General features: G+C 42.0%; 15 protein-coding genes. 7 read left to right on the top strand and 8 right to left on the bottom strand.

Annotated elements, in window-relative coordinates; all coding sequences use genetic code 11:
* Nucleotides 1-88: 88 nt before the first annotated feature.
* From D2V08_RS07015 to D2V08_RS06990, 6 genes are all read right to left on the bottom strand, one after another.
* Nucleotides 89-1,642: a hypothetical protein gene (locus tag D2V08_RS07015; RefSeq protein WP_119607333.1), complete on the bottom strand. Its 1,554-nt coding sequence runs from the start codon at nucleotides 1,640-1,642 to the stop codon at nucleotides 89-91.
* A gap of 24 nt (nucleotides 1,643-1,666) precedes the next feature.
* Nucleotides 1,667-2,449, bottom strand: a complete 783-nt coding sequence (locus tag D2V08_RS07010; RefSeq protein WP_119607332.1) for an enoyl-CoA hydratase/isomerase family protein — start codon at nucleotides 2,447-2,449, stop codon at nucleotides 1,667-1,669.
* A gap of 48 nt (nucleotides 2,450-2,497) precedes the next feature.
* Entirely contained in the window at nucleotides 2,498-3,904 is a 1,407-nt protein-coding gene (locus D2V08_RS07005) for a sensor histidine kinase (RefSeq protein ID WP_119607331.1), read from the bottom strand.
* Nucleotides 3,905-4,017: 113 nt separating this feature from the next.
* Entirely contained in the window at nucleotides 4,018-4,563 is a 546-nt protein-coding gene (locus D2V08_RS07000; protein ID WP_119607330.1) for a CopD family protein, read from the bottom strand.
* Nucleotides 4,564-4,581: 18 nt separating this feature from the next.
* Nucleotides 4,582-7,707 carry a VPS10 domain-containing protein gene (locus D2V08_RS06995; protein WP_119607329.1) on the bottom strand — a complete coding sequence of 1,042 codons (3,126 nt, stop codon included), beginning with the start codon at nucleotides 7,705-7,707 and terminating at the stop codon, nucleotides 4,582-4,584.
* 75 nt (nucleotides 7,708-7,782) lie between these two features.
* The gene (locus D2V08_RS06990; protein ID WP_119607328.1) at nucleotides 7,783-10,917 is read right to left on the bottom strand and encodes a WD40/YVTN/BNR-like repeat-containing protein; all 3,135 of its coding nucleotides are present in this window, start codon (nucleotides 10,915-10,917) and stop codon (nucleotides 7,783-7,785) included.
* 107 nt (nucleotides 10,918-11,024) lie between these two features.
* On the opposite strand from D2V08_RS06990, the gene D2V08_RS06985 reads away from it, so the two are divergent.
* The 5 genes from D2V08_RS06985 to D2V08_RS06965 all read left to right on the top strand — a co-directional run bounded on the left by D2V08_RS06985 (nucleotide 11,025) and on the right by D2V08_RS06965 (nucleotide 16,145).
* Nucleotides 11,025-11,810, top strand: a complete 786-nt coding sequence (locus D2V08_RS06985) for a 3-keto-disaccharide hydrolase (protein WP_119607327.1) — start codon at nucleotides 11,025-11,027, stop codon at nucleotides 11,808-11,810.
* A gap of 10 nt (nucleotides 11,811-11,820) precedes the next feature.
* Nucleotides 11,821-13,245, top strand: a complete 1,425-nt coding sequence (locus D2V08_RS06980; RefSeq protein ID WP_119607326.1) for a Gfo/Idh/MocA family protein — start codon at nucleotides 11,821-11,823, stop codon at nucleotides 13,243-13,245.
* Between the two features lie 16 nt (nucleotides 13,246-13,261).
* Nucleotides 13,262-13,765 (top strand): DinB family protein, encoded by a 504-nt coding sequence (locus D2V08_RS06975; RefSeq protein WP_119607325.1) that lies wholly within the window; start codon nucleotides 13,262-13,264, stop codon nucleotides 13,763-13,765.
* A gap of 65 nt (nucleotides 13,766-13,830) precedes the next feature.
* On the top strand, nucleotides 13,831-14,907 hold the full coding sequence (locus D2V08_RS06970) for a DmpA family aminopeptidase (protein ID WP_245980526.1): 1,077 nt from the start codon (nucleotides 13,831-13,833) through the stop codon (nucleotides 14,905-14,907).
* Between the two features lie 227 nt (nucleotides 14,908-15,134).
* Complete coding sequence (locus D2V08_RS06965) at nucleotides 15,135-16,145, top strand: Ig-like domain-containing protein (RefSeq protein ID WP_119607323.1); 1,011 nt, start codon at nucleotides 15,135-15,137, stop codon at nucleotides 16,143-16,145.
* Between the two features lie 36 nt (nucleotides 16,146-16,181).
* Here the strand turns inward: D2V08_RS06965 and D2V08_RS06960 are convergent, their stop codons facing one another.
* Entirely contained in the window at nucleotides 16,182-16,538 is a 357-nt protein-coding gene (locus D2V08_RS06960) for a DUF2237 family protein (protein ID WP_119607322.1), read from the bottom strand.
* Between the two features lie 123 nt (nucleotides 16,539-16,661).
* Here D2V08_RS06960 and D2V08_RS06955 point away from each other — a divergent pair, with 123 nt between their 5' ends.
* Together D2V08_RS06955 and D2V08_RS06950 are read left to right on the top strand one after the other, a co-directional pair.
* Nucleotides 16,662-17,801 (top strand): SPFH domain-containing protein, encoded by a 1,140-nt coding sequence (locus D2V08_RS06955; RefSeq protein WP_119607321.1) that lies wholly within the window; start codon nucleotides 16,662-16,664, stop codon nucleotides 17,799-17,801.
* 129 nt (nucleotides 17,802-17,930) lie between these two features.
* Nucleotides 17,931-19,025 carry a TFIIB-type zinc ribbon-containing protein gene (locus D2V08_RS06950; RefSeq protein ID WP_119607736.1) on the top strand — a complete coding sequence of 365 codons (1,095 nt, stop codon included), beginning with the start codon at nucleotides 17,931-17,933 and terminating at the stop codon, nucleotides 19,023-19,025.
* Between the two features lie 123 nt (nucleotides 19,026-19,148).
* Here D2V08_RS06950 and D2V08_RS06945 read toward each other — a convergent pair whose 3' ends face one another.
* On the bottom strand, nucleotides 19,149-20,246 hold the full coding sequence (locus D2V08_RS06945) for a lactonase family protein (protein WP_119607320.1): 1,098 nt from the start codon (nucleotides 20,244-20,246) through the stop codon (nucleotides 19,149-19,151).
* Nucleotides 20,247-20,286: the final 40 nt, after the last annotated feature.

Here is a 20,286-nt window from a genome sequence, read left to right as displayed (position 1 = left end):
TAATTGTAAGTATTTTCTTTCTTTTTAAAATACAAACATTAAAAAAGCCCCTTATTGGGGCCATTATTTTCTCTAAAAAAAGGGTCTTTTATTTGAAATCCACTTTTACCAATTGTTTCCTCCCCCCCCTTTTCGCATAAAATAGCATTTTATCTTCCATCTCATCTTTAAGTGGTTTGGAAACCATTAGTGGTAACCTGGCTTCTTGCTGATCTATGATCTTTTCATAGTCCATTACCCCATTTTTATCCAAAGAAATCATGAAGACGTTTCGGTTTCTACTGAACCCTTGCTTAAAGATCAATCGTTCGTTATTGATCAATTGTGGATTTTCGGCGGCAGTACAGATAAAGAAATAGGTATTACCATCCTTACAATATGAACTATAGGAGGCATAGGCTCCGTCGCCTTGGGTAACTTCCGTCTTATTAATGTTTCTTGCCCATTCCATATTACCGTTGCGCCCAAGTTTAACGCTTACAATGTCGTTGTGGTGGTAGCGTTCAATTCTAACACGTTGACCTGCCCCTGTTGTTTCCAGACCAGTGGTAACAAAGTATTCCTCAGCGTTGAAGAAAATTTCACCTTTGTCCGTCACCTCCACTCCCTTAAAAACTAGATTTTTGATATCCTTGTCTTCTTCCCGGCCAAATTTATCGTCCATAAACTGTTGTGAGAAGAGATTGTATTTCTGTGATTTAATATTCAATGTATTCGGGTTCACATCAAAATAAGCGATGCCGTTATACCTGTTGTCCTTTCTATCCGCATAAAATCCTACACAGACCAACTTGTCCTTAATCAGAACTGGGTACAGCGCTTCGGGATATTTACCAGGGTCTACAAAGGATTGTGTTTGACTTCCATATTGCGAAACTTTGATCAGTTCGTACTGAAACTTTCTTTCATCTACCCTAAAACGTCTCTTTTTAAAGTAGGCCTTCCCCACAATATATGCGGTTTGTAGGTCGGATGAAAAAGCTACGTTCTCAAAGGCATAGTTCTTCTCTTCGATTTCATCGGAAAAATCGTATTCAAACTTTTTATTGAGGGCGGTATCGAACATATGGATCATATGCTTGTTGCTCTTCCCCCTTTTGTGATGCGTGCTGATTACAAATCCTGTTTTATCTTCATTAAAGAGAATGGCAGTCGTAAAACCTCGGGAAAAGTCACGATTATAGTAATTCTTCCCTACGGGATTGTTTACCTCTTCGGAAGCAATGGAAAGTAGTTTCTTCTCCTTAAAGTTGAAGTCTATAATTGGACTCGTATGCACCCAGTATTCATATTCACCCTTGTTAGGATTGTATTTCAGAAACAAGAGATTCAACTGGCCATTTTTAAGAAACCCGTTCACAAAATCTAACCCCTTGAGCTTATAGTTGTATTCGGATACCAGTTCCAAATCGCTGTTATACTTTTCAATGAGATACCCTTTGGGTTTAAGAATTAATCCTTGATAGTAGGAACGTACCAAAATATAACCCCCTGAATCATCTTCATCAATGGCAACAAGGTTGGAATAGCGGTACCTGTCTCGATATTTTTCACCAAAATCGTAGGAGACCGGCATTTTTTGAGCATTCGCGCCCATGCCTGTCAGCATAAAGCATAATAGTAGGAATAGGTTTTTTTTCATGGTCTGGCTTGGTTAAGCCAATGGTCATGATCCAGGGAAATCTGCTTTACGTTTTTCTAAAAACGCGGAGGTGCCTTCTTTAAAATCCTCGGTTCCAAAGCAATTGCCAAAAGCATCAATTTCCACCGAATAGCCATCAGCGTCATACTTAAAACCAGCATTTATTGCTTTTATTGCGTGTTTTATGGCCACTGAGGAATTATTCGATATCCTGCTTGCAATTTTTCTACAAAATGGCAATAATTCCTCGCTGGATACTACATGATTCACCAATCCATACCCAAAGGCTTTATCGGAATCAACCATGCCGGCCGTCATGATCATTTCCATGGCCCTTCCTTTTCCGACCAATTGAGGTAAACGCTGCGTACCTCCATACCCGGGAATTACGCCTAAGGAGACTTCGGGCAATCCCATTCTGGCATTACTACTGGCGACCCGAAAATGACATGCCATGGCCAACTCTAAACCACCGCCTAGTGCAAAACCATTTATGGCCGCAATAACGGGTGTGGAAAGGTTTTCTACAAAATCGAATAGGTTTCGCTGCCCAGCAGCTGCTAATTGGCGACCCTCTTTAACTGAAAAGTTGGCAAATTCTGAAATATCAGCTCCTGCCACAAAGGCTTTTTCTCCGCTACCCGTTAGAATGATTACCTTAATCTCATTATCCTCATCCAATTCTTTAAAGGCTACGTGTAGCTCTTCAATAGTTCGTTTATTGAGGGCATTGAGTTTTTTGGGTCTGTTTATGGTTATCGTGGCCAAATTGTTCTCTTCTTCAATGTAGATGTTTTCGAAATCCATATATACTGATATTTGAAACGGCCTATAAAGTGTCCGCCATTATTATTTTTATTCTTTCGGGAATTTGATACAAAAAACAGTTCCTTTCCCCTCCTTTGAGGTAAAGGTAATAGTTCCTCCATAGTTTTCCACAATGTTCTTTACCATACCAAGCCCCAAACCTGTACCACTAGACTTTGTAGTGAACTTGGGTTCAAAAACGCGGTGTTTAAACTCATCGGATATTCCAATACCGTTGTCAGCTACCGAAATCTTCACCTCTGGCCCATCCGAAGCAACAGTGACCAATATTCGTGGAGAATCCACACTGGGCACTGCTTGTATCGCGTTCTTTACCAAATTGGTGATTACCCGTATCAGCTGGGTACGATCCAGCTTGGCAATAATTTCTTCTTCGTCGGCTATAAAATGAATATAATCCTCGTTGAAAATCTCCAGGGCTAATCGTACTACCTTGACCACATTCAAGGTTTCGTTTTGCTGGGCAGGCATATCCGCAAAGCTGGAGAATGCAGTGGCAATATTGCTCATGGTGTCAATCTGTTGAATCAACGTTTTGGAAAACTCCTTTACCTTTTTCTGTATATCGGGGTCTTCAGGGTCAAACTTACGTTCAAAACTCTGCACCGTAAGACGCAAGGGCGTTAACGGGTTTTTAATTTCGTGCGCCACCTGTTTGGCCATTTCCCGCCAAGCTTGTTCCCGTTCACTTCTGGCCAATTTTACAGCACTTTCCTCCAACTCATCAATCATTCTGTTGTACGAATCCACCAGTTTGCCGATTTCCTCACCCGGGCTTTCCAAATAAATTTTTTCATTCTGCTGGGTCAGGTTTGTCCGGTACATCTTATCCGATATGGTCTGAAGCGATCTTGTAATATATTTTGAAATGAAATATGCCAGGATAATGGCAACGATCAGCATTAAAACATATACCAATCCCAACCTGAAAAGGAATTCCTTCAACTCCATATTATTGAAGGTATTATCTTCAAAATAGGGCAGGTGCAATATACCGATAGGCTTAAACTTGAGGTCGTAGATATAGGTATAGGTTGACTGATAGTTATCCCCCGCGGCCCTTTTTTCCTCAACAAATCGGGATTCGCTACTTTCTCTCAAAAAATTGAGCACTTCTGCATCAAGACAGGTCGCAATTGTGTTCGAATCAAAACTGGGCCTTGAGTTTTTGATCAAATTACCCTCCAGGTCGTAAATATTGAAGTTTACATTTTGAATGTTCGCTATCTTATAAATATCCTCACTGAAAATAAGATGCAGATTTTCTGTGGTTATAGGGTAAGTAGTCTCCTTTAAGGTATAGTTGATGCTTTTGATCAGCTGTTCCTCCTTTCGCTCCAATCTTTCCGTGTGGTAATCGTTTCCCTGCTCTTTATACTGATAGACCGTTACACCGGCGATCAAGATAGAAGCGACCACCACCAATGTAATCATGGCAAAGAATATGCGTGACCGTAAGGAAATTTTTCTAAACAAGCTAGCTTGATTTGATGTTAAATTTAAGCAATTATCGAGCCAAGCCGTGATTTCTTTCGAGTAGTTTTCAGCTAGGCGTTGGGGTTTCGGTCCCTTACCTTTTTATACCATCGAATACCCAACATCAAAAGTATCATCAAAACAAACATGCCCACAATACCGTAAATCCAATTGAAAGCACTTTTTAAAACGACCAGAAACACGACGGCAAAAAGAATGATGGTGGCTACCTCATTCCAAATTCGCATAAATTTTGAGGTGTATTTAACCTCATCCCGCTGTAATTGCTTAAAAATTTGATGACATTTAAAATGATACCCAAAAAGTAATAGTACAAAAGCCAGTTTAACATGCATCCAAGGTTGCTGCAACCATGCAGGCATCAAAACCAACAACCAAATGGCCGTAAGCGTACATAAAATAGCTGACGGCCAAGTGATGATATACCACAATCGTTTCGTCATCAACTTTAGTTGATCGGAAAGGATTTCCTTATCAGGTGATGGTTTTTGCCAAGCTTCAATATGATAGATAAAGAGCCTGGGTATGTAAAACAAACCAGCAAACCAGGTTACCACAAAAATGAGGTGCAACGATTTTATATATGGATATAGCAATTGCTCAGTATTTATGTTTTACATCCGAATAGCACCAATGCCATTCTCCCAGAGTTTGGCATTAAAATTAGGTATTTCTGTATTCATTAGAACTTCTGCACGCTGTTTTAATCCAACCCATTGCGCATCCAGTTCTGCCTTTCTATCTTTTGATGGTTGATTGATTTGAGGCAATGCACTATTACTGTGGTTCATTACGAATAGGTATTCCGCAGTAAATTTATTGGGAAAGTTCTCCACATCGTCATAAGCCTGCGATTTTCGCTGCACCATATCCTCGTCCCAGACTTTTAGTTTATCCAACAGTACTTGACCTTCTTTTTTGAGGTCATCATTATCCAAATCCTTTAATAATTTCTCCAATATACCTTGCACTTCTTTCAATTTGTTCACTTTGTTGTGCATCTCGGTTAGTTTGGCCTCGAAATCGTTCATGATGGCATCATATTCGGCAAAACGTTCCGAAGTTACATTTGTACCTGGTGTTGGAACAACGGCTCCTTGTGTTGAAACTGTCTCCCCTCCTGCTGTTAAATTGATGGTATAATTTCCTGGCGATACTTTATGCCCTGTAAAATTGGCTTCGATATAAACTCCCGGTACTCCCGGCACAATCGCGGTTTTTAAATCCCAAACAAAACGGTTCAATCCTTTGTCCGCTCCTAAAACAGGAGCTGGTGGGGCACCACCCCCATTATTTGGAATATAATCTTCATCTTTTTTTGATGTAAAACTTCTGACCAGTTTACCTTGACTGTTCAAAATCTCCATGGTTACCTCGGTAGAATCCATTTTTTCTGGAAGGTTATAGTAAATCACCATGCCATTGGCTGGGTTTACCCCTTCAAAAGAACTGGTCCCTGTTACGCTCTTGGAAGTGCTGTTCAGTTGACTTCCCCAATTACCGTGAATGGCTTCTTCCGGCTTGTAAATTTGCAATGCTTTCGCATCGCCTTTATATTGTGAAAGCGTAGTAATATTATCTAAAATCCAGAACGACCTTCCCGATGTTGCCACAATCAAGTCTCCTTGATGCACCTTTAAATCAGTAATCGGAGTTTTAGGCAGATTTAATTGTAACGGCTCCCATTTTTTTCCATCGTTCCATGAAACATAAAGTCCTTTTTCGGTACCTGCATACAACAATCCTTTTTGATCTTCGTCTTCACGCACTACTCGCGTAAAGGCTCCGTAAGGAATTCCTTCACTAATGTTCGTCCAACTTTTTCCGTAATCGGCACTCTTGTACAAACCTGGGGTATAATCGTTAAATTTATAACGGGTGGTGGCTATATAAATAGTGCCTGGGTCGTGGGGTGATACTTCAATGGCGTTCACCAAACATTCTTTTAACCCCTTTGGGGTTATATTTTCCCAAGATTCACCACCGTTTTGGGTAATGTGCACCAAACCGTCATCACTGCCGGTAATCAAAACCCCTTTTTCATGTGGAGATTCAATAATATAGGCCAAGGTTCCATAGTTTTCAGCACCAACGGCTTCGTTCGTGTAGGGGCCACCACCTTTTCCTTGCAATTCATCTTGATCTCTAGTGAGGTCTGGGGATATTTCTTCCCATGTCACCCCATTATCCCTAGTACGCAAAACCAATTGCGCTCCATGATAAAAAGTCCCTGGTTCGTGCTTGGACCAAATTACCGGCGCATTCCAGTTGTAAAGGTATTTCATGTCGCGCGCATCCCGTCCCAAATATTGAATTGGTGCCGCCATGACCTTACTGGACATTTTGGATTCCATATCCAACAACTCAATGGTTCCTAAATAACTTCCGCCCATTACATAGCGTGGGTCATCGGGGTCAAAAGCCAAAAAGGCACTCTCACCCCCTGCGGAATAGTGCCAATCTTCTCTACCTATGCTCCATCGACCTACAGAAAGACTTGCTATTTTAACAGAAGTATTGTCCTGCTGACCACCATAAATATTGTATGGAAAAAGATTATCGGTATTGATACGATAAAACTGTGCTGTCGGCATATTATCTAGCGGTGTCCAAGTTTTCCCATAATCAAACGTAATTGTAGCTCCACCATCGTTGGCCATGACCATATTTTTCGAATCATTTGGATTGAACCACAAATCATGTGTATCTCCATGGGGTACGGAAATGGTTTTCCAAGTTTTACCACCATCTTCGGAACGCATCATTGGGGCACTTAATACATACACTGTGTTTTCATTATTGGGGTCGGTAAATACTTCAATATAATACCAAGCACGCTGTACTAATCGGTTATCGCCACTTACCATGTGCCAGCTATCACCTGCATCATTGGAGACGAACAAACCTCCTTTATCTTGGTTGGAATCACTTTCAATTAAAGCATATACCTTATTCGAATTTGCAGGGCTTACTGAAATAGCCATTTTCCCTTTTTCTTCGGGAAGACCTTTGGTCATTTCTTTCCAAGTATCCCCTCCATCGGTACTTTTATAAAGTCCACTCCCAGGGCCACCACTAATAACTTTGTTGGGTTTACGCTGATGCTCCCACATAGCAGCATACAAAACCAAAGGATTGTTGGCGTCCATGGAAAGCTCTACGGCTCCAGTACCTTCGTCCACGTATAGGATTTTCTCCCAACTTTTCCCTCCATCCATGGAACGATACACCCCACGCTCTTCGTTTGGAGCGTACAAAGCTCCTTGGGCGGCTACGTAAACAATATCTGGATTAGTCGGGTGAATAACTATTCGGGAAATATGCTGCGTTTTTTCCAACCCTAACTTAATCCAGGTTTTTCCAGCATCGTTGGATTTATACATGCCATCACCATAAGAAGTCATCACACCCCTTGGCGCATGTTCCCCCATGCCACAATAAACGATGTTCGGATTGGATTGCGAAACAGAAACCGCACCCACGGAACCCATTTCAAAAAATCCATCCGAAATGTTTTCCCACTGACCTCCTGCATTAGCGGTTTTCCAAAGTCCGCCACCAGTGGTTCCCATATAATACGTAAGCGGATCACCCACGACACCACTTGCTGTTACGGAACGTCCTCCCCTAAAAGGGCCGATGTTCCGAAATTTCATGGGTTCAAAATACTCGTTGGCGGTCTGGGCAAAGGCAGAGGTGCCAAATAATGTAATTAATAATAGAAGTAATCCTTTTTTCATGGTTAAGGTTGGTTTGTAATGCTAGTATACATTGTAAAAAAAGCCCTTATGCAAAAACATAAGGGCTTTATCCATTTATTCTTCGATGCTCAAATAATTTAATTTGAGTTGATTGAACTCTGCATTGAAAGCCGAAATCTCCTTCTCGACCAAGGCATCAAAAGCGTTCAATTGAGCGTTTATCTTTCCTGACATCTCATTTTTAACAGCGATATCCTGCTCTGTTGGCGGGAAATCATCAAAGGAAACCAAACTGTTCAAATGCGCTAATTTATTGGTCAACTTGATGGGGAAGTTCAATGGATCCTGACGACTTCTATTCTTGGTTTGATACAATTCTTTTTCGATAGCACTGAATTCTTCCTTCATCTTTTTGGCTTTCTCCACTAAAGCTTTGGTTGCTTCATCGTCTTTATACTTTTTGATGAATTCATCCAACTTGCCATTAATAGCTCTAATCTTTTTGATAGATTGATGTGCCTTGTCCACAGTTTCGTTCACTTCGGTGATGAAATCGTATTGCTTTTGCATATCAGCCACTGTAACCTCGGCCCTAGGATCGGGAAGGATGGTAAATTCCTCTGTTTGATCAGTTCCATTTACATTCAACCTAACCTTGTATGTTCCGGGAACAGCTTTTGGTCCTCTTAAGTTGGCCCCCCAAAGAATCATACCCTTCAGCATTTCGGCTCCTTTTCCTCGTGTATTCCAAACATAGGTATTGCCTCCCTTTTTTGCCTCTAACTTTTTGTCTTTTTCCTCCGCATAAGTGCTGTAGGTAGCCAAGGTATCTCCGTTCATTTTGGTATAGGTCAACGCTATACTGTCCTTTTCGGAGAAATCTTTCAAGTAAAAATGGGTAATTACTCCATTGGCCAGGTTTTCGCCTTCTGTTTTAGATGGCCTACTTGCTGCCCTACCTTTGGTTCTATAGCTATCTCTTGGCTTGTACAAAATGGCATCTGCCGATTTCTTGGCATTATCCAATTGATGTAATACCGTAAGGTCATCAATCACCCAAACACTTCTACCTTGGGTAGCAACAATCAAGTTATCATCTTTAATGGCCAAATCCGTAATAGGAACGATGGGCAAGTTCAGCTGAAACTTTTCCCAATTGGCTCCATCATTAAAAGAAATATACATTCCAGTTTCGGTTCCTGCATACAATAAACCTTTTCTTTTAGGATCCTCTCTTACTACACGGGTAAAGTGTTCATCCTCTATCCCGTTGGTAATTTTTGTCCAAGTTTTTCCATAATCGGTGGTTTTGTACAAGTAGGGTGCAAAGTCTCCCAATTTGTATCGTGTAGCAGCTACATAACAAGTGCCTTCATCAAAAGCGGAAGGTTCAATGCTGTTGATCATGTTCCACTCGGGCATATTCGGAGGGGTAACATTTTCCCAGGTTTGTCCTCCATTTTTGGTCACATGAATCAAACCATCATCACTACCCACCCAAAGCAAACCTTCTTTTAAAGGACTTTCGTTGGCTGCAAAAATGGTACAGTAATATTCCACACTTGTGTTATCCTGTGTAATCGGTCCCCCACTGGAAACCAATTTTGTGGGGTCGTTACGAGTAAGGTCATCACTCAACAATTCCCAACTTTGTCCTTCATTGGTAGACATGTGCACGTGGTTGGAGAAGGTATATAATTTTTTAGGGTCGTGCTTACTGAACATGATAGGGTAGTTCCACTGAAAACGATACTTCATACCTTCCGCACCATAACCCATAGGGTTATCGGGCCAAACATTTATAGCTCTTCTGGTATTTTTAGCATGGTTAACACGAGTAAGAAATCCACCATAACTACCACCGTATACAATATCATTGTTAGTTGGGTCTACGGCAATATGGGCTGACTCGCCTCCTGCGGTTGATTCCCAGTCATCTTCTCCAATCGAACCATCGTCGCTTCTATAATTGATTCTGACAGTTGAGTTATCTTGCTGGGCAACATAAATGCGATATGGAAAAGCATTATCCGTAGTTACCCTATAAAACTGCGCTGTAGGCTGGTTGTGATATGTACTCCAGGTTTCGCCACCATCGTAACTAACTTGGGCTCCACCATCATCGGCCATGATCATTCGGTTGGAATCTTCTGGAGCAATCCAAAGGTCATGGTGATCACCATGCGGAGCATTGGAGGATTCAAATGTTTTTCCTCCATCCGTACTCTTGTGATAACTCACATTCAGCACATATACTACATCCTCATCATTGGTATCGGCATAAATTCTAGTGTAGTACCAAGCTCTCTGTCTTAAGCTTCTATCACTATTGATAAGGCTCCATGTTTTACCTGCATCTTCCGAGCGGTACAAACCTCCTTTTTCTTTGTTTTCAACCATGGCCCAAACCCTATTGCTGTTTTGGGGTGAAACGGCTACACCAATAATCCCTAAAGTATCGGTTGCAAAACCTTCGTTGTTGGAAATCTCGGTCCATGTTTCTCCACTATCGGTACTTTTCCAAAGCGCAGAACCTTCTCCACCGCTATTCAAACTATAAGGGGTACGTTCAATTCTCCATGTAGATGCATATAAAATTCTTGGATTGTTCGGGTCAAAAGTCAAATCAACCGCTCCAGCCATATTATTGGCATATAAAACTTTTTTCCAAGTCTCTCCTCCGTCTGTACTTTTGTAAACGCCTCTTTCCTCCGTGGGTTTGTATAAATTTCCCATTACTGCAGCGTAAACAATATTGTGATCCTTTGGGTGGATTCTGATTCGGGAAATATGACGGCTTTTGTCCAAGCCCAAAGATTTCCAGGTTTTTCCCGCATCTTCAGTTTTCCAAACACCATATCCTGATGAAACATTACCACGAACGGTCTGCTCACCTCCACCTACATAAATTACATTATGGTCGCTTTGGGACACCTCAACGGCACCTATACTTCCACCAAAATAACCGTCGGATATATTTTCCCAAGAACGACCTCCATCGGTAGTTCTCCAAACACCGCCACCAGCGGCTCCAAAATAATATAGATTGGGTTCTCCGGGCACTCCAGCAACCGTTCCGGAACGGCCTCCACGGAAAGGACCGATCAATCGGTAGTCTAAGCTTGAGTAAAGTTCTTCGGGATATTCCGGTGCGCTTTGTTTTTTGTTCCTTCGCTGGGAATGCATTGGGCTAATAAACAATGTTACGGTAAGCAAGAGCATACCGATTTTGAAAAAGCAAATCTTCATTTTAAAAGTGTTGAGTTAGTCTGCCTTAAAAGTAGTGAAAAAGGAGCAAAAAAAGTTATCCAATATTTTGTACTTTAACCTCGCAGATAAAAATCAAAAACTAAACCATGCTCAAATTTTTTAAGTTCGCAATTTTACTTTTAATCGTTGCAGCTTGTAAAGACCAATCAAACAAAAAAGAAGAAACAACAAGTCAACCCGAAGAGAAAAAATCTGAATGGACCTACCTTTTTGATGGTACCAGTCTGGAAGGCTGGCGCGGCTACAACATGGACTCCCTTCCTCCCGGATGGACGATAAAAGACAGTGTCCTCACTTTTGATACCGAATTGGGACTGGAACAAGATTATACCGGCGGGAAAGATATTATTTATGGCGCCGAAGAGTTCGGTAATTTTGAACTTTACCTAGAATGGAAAATACCCGAAGGAGCCAATAGTGGAATCTTTTATCATGTAAAAGAAGGATATGATGGCCCTCCCGAAGTTGCCCCAGAATATCAATTGATAGATGATGAAAACTATGCCAACATCCACGATTTGGTAGGGTACAACTCGCAATTTGGTGCCGAGCATCCAGAGTTACTTCAAGACTGGCAAAAAACAGGGGCCGATTATGCCATGCATACAGCGGACGAATCACAGAAACAACTGAACCCTGTAGGGGAATGGAATTCCTCTAAAATTATATTCACCCCCGAAAAGGTTGAGCACTGGCTCAATGGCAAAAAGTTATTGGAATTTACGCCATGGTCAGAAGATTGGCAAGCCAAAAAGAATTCGGGAAAATGGGACAATGCCCCCGATTACGGAAAATTTAAAACAGGCTATATTGCCCTTCAAGATCACGCGAGCCCCATTTGGTTCAGAAACATAAAAATTAAAAAACTATAACCTCCAGACCATGAACAAAAGAGAATTTATCAAGAAAAGTAGTGTGGGAGCGCTAGGAATTATGTTTGCTCCTTCTATTTTAAAAGCAGGATTTCCAAAAGATAAGCTTAGAACGGCCCATATTGGGGTCGGTAATATGGGAATGGAGGATTTAAAGGCAGTTTCATCCCACGAAGCAGTTGAGGTAATTGCACTCTGCGATGTAGATGCTATTAATCTCTCAGCGGCACATAAAATGCATCCGGGAGCTCGTATCTTTTTTGATTACCGCGTCATGTTGGAAGAAATGGGTGACGAAATTGATGCCGTCATTGTTTCCACGCCTGATCATACACACGCGCCTGCCTCATTGATGGCGATGAACATGGACAAGCCCGTATACTGTCAAAAACCATTGACCCACTATGTTTCCGAATCCAGAGAGATGAAAAAACTGGCGGCCGAAAAAGGTTTGGTCACACAAATGGGTATTCAGGTGCATTCCTTTTACGATTACAAACTGGCCACACTTTTGATCCAATCCGGCATTATCGGAAAAGTACATACGGTACATGCTTGGTCTCCCAAAAACTGGGGGTACGACGGCCCTTTACCTGAAGGAGAAGACCCAGTTCCAGACCAATTGGATTGGAACCTTTGGTTGGGCACCTCCAAAGAAAGGCCGTATAAAGATGGAATGTACCATCCTGGAAATTGGAGAAAGTTGATGGATTATGGTTGCGGTACTTTGGGCGATATGGGCGTGCATATTTTTGATACACCATATAACGCATTGGAGCTGGATGTTCCAAGAACCATTATGACAGAGTGCCGACCCACGAACGGATTTGGTTTCCCAGAAAATAATACGGTTACCTATGAGTTCCCGGGTACCGAATATACTGGCAAATCCTTGAAATGGATTTGGTACGATGGCCCCGGCGCTCCAGCAATGCACGAAGACCTTATGTTACCAGGAATGGAAATGAAAAAGGACAAAAAGGCCTCTGATAAGAATGATGAAAATAGCATCTCCTTGGATGCAGGAGTAGCAGGTGAAAACGAACTACCGGAACAGGGTGCCATGTTTGTCGGAACCAAAGGGCGTTTGTTGCTACCTCACTTTATGCAATTACCAAAGAAAATACGAAAAGGGAAATACGTGGATATCTCCAAAGAAATCGCCAAGGTCTCTGAAGAGCACAATTTGGGCGAGCCTATCCGAAACTATGGTACTGAAGGGCCTAAACACTACCACCAATTTGTGGATGCTTGTTTAGGCAAGGACACCACGACAGCTCCTTTTGATTATGCAGCAAGATTGACAGAAACTATTTTATTGGGTACCATTGCAGGTCGATTCCCTGGTGAAACTTTGCATTGGGATGCAGAAACTGCTCAATTTAAGGAAGACAAAGCCAATAAATATTTGGCTGGAGATTATCGGGATTTTTAAGAAATAATATTTTTCTATGTCATCCACCCAAGAGTACTGGTTAAGTGGTCCTATACCAGATGTACCTGCACTTTTGCAGCCTACCGCACATGCGTTATTGCAATCCGTTCGGGAAGTAAAGACGTATTTAGCCAATTTTCCTGAAGATAAGCTTTGGGAAGAACCATTTGGCAGGGCTTCGGTCGGGTTCCACCTGAGACATTTAACTGGTGTGTTGGACCGATTACTGACCTACGCTAAAGAAGAGACCTTAACAGATGCACAATTTCAATTCTTAAAAAACGAGGGGAACGGAGAGAAGGCTCCATCATCCCAAAAATTAATAGCAGATTTTGAGACAAAGGTGGGACAAGCTTTGGACTATTTTAAAACTATCCCCGAAACGACGCTTACAGACGAACGGTTTGTGGGAAGAAAAAAGCTGTCCACTACGGTGATTGGATTGCTTTTTCATGCGGCAGAACATAGTCAACGTCATGTGGGACAGTTATTGGTTACAGTGAGTGCGGTAAAAGATTAATCATAATCGATATGAGCATACGAAACCAGAGCTTTTGTTTTTTATTTTGCATATTCCCATTATTGATGCTATCACAAAACCGACTTAGAGACCATGGTGTTGAAATCGGGGTATTACAACCCGGACAGTTCAATGCTCTTACAGATGTTCCTGGGGTTCAAGTTGGGCATACCACTATAATTCAAGGGGATGATATACGAACTGGAGTTACATCAATTTTACCACATTCCGGAAATATTTTTCAAGAAAAAGTGCCTGCAGCTATCTATGTGGGCAACGGATTTGGAAAATTGGCTGGGTACACCCAAGTAAAAGAGTTGGGCAATTTGGAAACCCCCATCGTTTTGACCAATACCTTGAGTGTTCCCACAGCCATGAATGCCGTTATTGGGTACACGCTCCATCAGCCTGAAAATGAAAATGTCCGTTCGGTAAATGCCGTTATCGGTGAAACCAACGATGGCTACCTCAGCGATATCCGAGGTCGTCATGTCACGGAAGAGCATGTGCTAAAAGCTATAAAAAATGCAAAATCGGGTCCTGTTACCGAAGGCAATGTAGGTGCGGGAACCGGAACCATCTGTTTTGGATTTAAGGGGGGTATCGGGACATCGTCTAGGGTATTGCCCAAAAAATCGGGAGGTTATACCGTAGGGGTATTGGTGCAGACCAACTTTGGAGGGGTTTTGCAAGTAGCCGGAGTGGAAGTGGGCAAAAAGTTGGGGCACTATTCCAATAGTTTTAAATATTCTCCTGATGGCTCTTGCATGATGGTGGTCCTCACCGATGCTCCATTGGATTCCAGAAATCTGGAACGTTTGGCCAAGCGAGCCATGTTGGGGCTTTCGCGTACAGGTGGAATTGCAAGCAATGGTAGTGGTGATTACGTGATTGCTGTTTCCACGGCAAAGGCATGTCGAATTCCATACCAGAGCGATGACCCGATTCAATTACATCCGACTTTGAGGAATGGGGCTATGACCCCTTTGTTCCTTGCTACCATTGAAGCAACCGAAGAAGCTATTCTGAATTCTCTTTTTGCAGGTGAAACCATGATTGGACGAGATGGGCACAAAATTGAGGCGCTTCCAAAGGGAAAAGTACTGGAAATGTTAAAAGAAGCTGGGAAAACAACACCTTAAATCATGTTGCAATGACTAAGGATGCGCACCTAGGTTGATTGAGCCATTTTGTTGGACACCGTCATTTTTTCTTGAGAGCAAAAACCGGCATGCTGAATACTGAAATAGCTTAAAATCGGCAGGTTTTGCTTAGTTAATGAAAGAAAAACGTACTATCACCTCTATTTTTTTAACAGTCACAACATTAATTTTAGAACTCCTTCCCAATGAATTAGTTTCGAAAACATATGAAAAGGATAAACCTCAATCAGTTTTCATTGATACTGGGCCTCTTGGCCTTATTCATTATAACACCTGCTGCACTTCATGCCCAAAAAGCAGCCCCGCTTGCAGTGGATGATACCTACAACGCAGGTTTAAATAGCACGCTGAACATTATGGCTTCAAATGGTTTGCTTAATAATGATTCCGATGCCAATGGAAATGGCACCATGAGTGTGCAAACCACCCCTATAGTAGATGTCTCTTCAGGAGTTTTGAATCTAAACAGCGATGGTGGTTTTGACTACACCCCAAATCCAGGTTTTGTTGGAAGTGATAGTTTTACATATCGAGTATGCGACGATGGCAGCCCTAGTGTTATCGTATCTCGTTTCGACTTTGATACCCCATCCATAACCGATGCTACAATTGGACCCGATGCAACATCGGTAAATCCAAATGCGGCCCAAACAGGATGCGGAATTCATTTCCCCACAGGGTCGGGTGGCTCAACAGGTTTTGATATCGTGGTACCAAATTCCTCAGGTATTTTTGATTTTACCAGCTTCGCGGTTTCTTTTGAATACCAAGACCAGGAAAGTCAAGCCGATATTGTTACCGCTGGCAACTTTAGGATCTACCATTTTAAACCCAACGAAATGGGATTGGAAATTGACGTAATTAACTCCGTGACTGGTCTCACCGAGACCTTTACCCAGGATTTTGGAAATTTTTTAAGTGGAAACAATCCTTACACCGTGGCTTATAATGAAACTACCGGGGAAGTCACTTACACGGCAAACGGAAGTTCAACGGTTTATGCTGTAGCTCCTCCAAACTCTCCTTTGGACAATAGTTTGGCCACAGATATCATAATTGGCGAGCGGATGGATGGTTCGGGCTCTTCATCACCTTCGCTATGCAGTATGGAGTTTGTTGACAACAGCATACTTTGTGACGAAGCAGATGTTAACCTAAGCGTACTGGCCAAAATAATTACCAATAGGAAAATAACCTTTAGGGTCAATTCAAATTAGCATCCTGCACGGATTATTTGAGAGGATAATATTTACTTACATTTTAAGCTCCAGTAAAGACTCAAATGAAACATATTGCAGCGCTTTCTCATGTGTAGCTTCCAATATCACAGGTGGAGCTACGCCTTCCAAATAAGCTTCTCTCCAACGCGAAACACAAAGACACCATTTATCACCGGCCTTTAGCCCCGGAAATTGAAAGTGCGGTATAGGCGATATTAGGTCGTTTCCTTTACTTTTTGAGAATTGCAAAAACTCTTCCGTCATTATGGCACATACCATATGTTTTCCTGTGTCGTCATTGCCCGTTTTACAGAAACCATCTCTATAATAGCCCGTTTTTGGGGATATGCAGCAGGACTGAAGTGGTGATCCAAGTACATTTTTATCCATAGTGGCTTAAAAATAATTTAAGCTGAGCGGTTTGTAACAATATTGTTACTTTTTCTACAAATGAAATACAAGCTTTCATCATTTTTTATAGCTTTAAGCAGTTAACAACTAAACACTATACCCATGGATATTTTTGGAAAAATAAAAGAAAAACTCAGCAACGAGTTTATCGACATTATTGAGTGGCTGGATTACACCGATGACACTATTGCATACCGTTTCGAGCGGTATCAAAATGAAATAAAAAACGGCGCTAAGCTAATTGTTCGCGAAGGGCAGACCGCTGTTTTCATCAACGAAGGTCAACTGGCCGATGTCTTTGAACCGGGCACCTACGACCTTACCACAAAAAACTTGCCCATACTTGCCACTTTGAAAGGTTGGAAATATGGTTTTAATTCTCCTTTTAAAGCGGAGGTGTACTTTGTGAACACCCACCTTTTTACCGATGAAAAATGGGGAACTAAAAGCCCCATCACTTTAAGTGATGACCGTTTTGGTTTGGTAGAAATACGAGCATTCGGAACCTATGCTTTTAAAATTTCAGATGCTGGAAAATTCATTAAGGATATCGTTGGTACAGATAGCAACTTTACCAATTTTGAAATCAACGAACACTTAAAAAGTTTGATTGCAACACGATTTACAGATACCGTTGGTGAAGCCAACCTTCCTATTGAACTTTACGCTGCCAATACTTCCGAATTGTCCGATACGTGCCGTGAAGTAATGGCCCCGGAATTTCAAACAGTAGGTATATCCTTGGAGAAATTCTATATCGAGAATGTCTCCATGCCCGAAGATCTTAAAAAAGAAATCTTCGAGTATAGCCGCATTGATAAATTGGACTTGGATAAACTGACCAAGTTCAAAACAGCCAAAGCCATCGAGGCCGCAGCCCAAAACGAAGGCGGTACCGCCGGTGCCGGAATGGGCATGGGTATGGGATTTGTATTGGCCCAACAAATGGGCGGCATGATGGGCGGAACCATGCATGCCAATCCACAGGGAGCTTCACAACAATCGGCTGGAGCCGTGCCTCCTCCGATGCCAACGCAAACCATGTATTATTATGCGGCAAACGGAGTACAGCATGGTCCTGTGACCTTTGAACAGATGCAATCTTTGTTCGCTTCTCGAGCCATTAACCGGGATAGCCTGGTTTGGAAACAGGGAATGTCCGCTTGGTCAGCCTTAAAAGATGTGGACGATTTAAAATCGTTCTTGGGAGGTAATACACCGCCACCGTTACCAACGGAATAGTTTTAAACTGTCATACTGAACTGTTGTTTCGAGCATAGTCGAGAAACCAGTGAAGTATCTCTGTTCATTTCACTTTTTAATCGTATATGAGTGAGATTCTTCGTTTCACTCAGAATGACAAATAAGCCATTGGAAGAACAAAAAATCCAAAAGACGGAACTCAAAAAAGCCTGTGTCAATTGCGGGGCAGAGCTTAAGTATAAACCTGGCACCACAAGTATAAGTTGTGAATACTGTGGGCATGAGGAAACCATTGCTGTAGATAAGAATGGGTTCGAGGAGTTGGAGCTTTACCCTTTCTTAAAAGAGATGGGGGCGCAAAAGCACAGCGAGGAAATTTCCATGCTGCATTGCAAAAATTGTGGAGCAGACCAACATGTGGAAGAAAACTATAAATCACTTCACTGCGTGTATTGTGGTCAGCCTTTGGTAATAGAAGATGCCTATACAGAAAATTGGATTTTGCCCGGTGCGGTACTCCCCTTTCAAATTGATAAAAAACAATCCTTTACCATTTTTAAAAAGTGGGTAAAACGTTTATGGTTTGCTCCGAACAATCTAAAAAAAGCGGCACTGGACCCTCAGTTTACCAAAGGCCTTTATTTGCCTTACTGGACCTTTGATGCCCAACTCTACGCCTCCTACACAGGTCAACGGGGCGAATATTATTACGAGACCAAAAGGGTTCGCAACGCCAACGGAAAAATGGTGACCCAAAGGGTCAGGAAAACGCGATGGTACCCAGCTGCTGGAGAAGTATCGGGCTTCGTGGACGATACCTTAATCAAAGCTTCGCACCAGAAAACCGGAAGAATCCCAGGTAAAATTGCCTTTTGGGATTTGAAAAAGCTTCAACCTTTCGATAGTGGATTTCTGTCTGGATTTGTAACTGAAAAATATACTATCCCTTTAAAAGATGGTCACTTGCATTCAAAGGAAGAAGCTAAAAACATTGCAAACACATGGTGCCGACGAGACATTGGCGGGGATACCCAGCGTGTGCTCTCTATGGATATGCAACTGAGCGAAGAGACTTTTAAACACATTTTATTGCCCGTTTATGTAAGCGCCTACCGATACAATGGCAAGAAGTACAACTTTTTTATCAATGGGGAGAATGGCCGAATATCGGGTACACGACCTTATAGTTTTTGGAAAATCTTCTTTACCGTGCTGTTAGTACTAGCAGTTATTGGGGTCATAGTTTTTCTATCCAAAAAATAGAGAAATCAACTACCTAATAACTAAAACAAACTCTATGTCATGCTGAGGAGTCAGAAAAGACGACGAAGTATCTCTACCCAGAACTTGAGATTATTCACTGCGTTCAGAATGACATTTGTAACCTTACTTAAACACCAAACAAACCGGATTGGGGTGATTGGTCTCATTCAAAAATGTCAATTTTCCTTTTTCCACATCTCTTTTAAAGACAGCAATATTACTGGTTTTTTTGTTGGCCACCAATAAGAATTCTCCACTAGGATCTATAGTAAAATTTCGGGGCCAATCACCATGTACCGATTCTCGACCTACCAATTCCAATTCTCCCGAAGTAGCGTTCACCGCAAAAATTACAATCGTGTTTTCACCGCGATTGGAGCCATACAAAAACTTTCCATCTGGCGATAAATGAAGATCAGCGCAAAAGCTTTCTCCATCAAAATCGGCATCCAAGGTCGAAACCACTTGTATTTCTTCGTAGTTACTATCGCTATCTTTTTCAAAAACGGAAATAGTACTGTTCAACTCATTGATAACGTATAGCATTTTACCATTCTTGCCAAAGGTAAAGTGGCGAGGGCCCGCTCCATCTTCAAAGGGCAGCGTATTTTGTTCCGCAGGTACAAAATTTCCATCTTTTTGATGATATCTTTTAACCGCATCCAATCCCAAATCGGTCACCATAAGCCCATCAACATTGAACTGGGCCATGTGCGCATGCGAGGTTTTAACGGAGTCCAAGGATTTATGATCGATAATCTGAGGGTTATCTGCTAGCGAGCCATCATCTTTTAGTGAAAATAAGGCCACATTGCCTCCAGTATAATTGGCAACGGCCAAATGCCCATCGCCAGAAAGTGAAACGTGGCACGGGTGCGCTCCTTGGGTTCCAATACTGTTTTGAAGCTCCAATGCATTCTCGTTCAAGCCAAAGGCGGTAATACCACCTCCCAAGCTGTCAAAATCAGCCGTTTCCTGGACAGCGTAAAGGTTCTTTTTGTCCTCTGAAATGGCCAAATAGGATGGGTTCGCAAGCTTTGCCGCCAGTTTTTCGTTGGAAAGCTCACCTGTGTTTGTATCAAAAGTATAGGTGTAGATGCCTTCACTATCACCATCGGTATAGGTTCCAACAAACAGAGTGTACATGGGTTTTTCTTCAGGTTTTTCGGTGCAGGCGATTGTCAAAATAGCAATAAGACCCGCCAGAATAATTTTTTTCATGGATGCTTAGTTATGCTGTCCAAATTAAACATTCTAAATC

Source organism: Flagellimonas lutimaris (genome assembly GCF_003581615.1).
Lineage (GTDB): Bacteria > Bacteroidota > Bacteroidia > Flavobacteriales > Flavobacteriaceae > Flagellimonas > Flagellimonas lutimaris.
The sequence above is the reverse complement of the archived record's forward strand: the minus strand, read 5'-3'. Positions and strand labels throughout refer to the sequence as shown.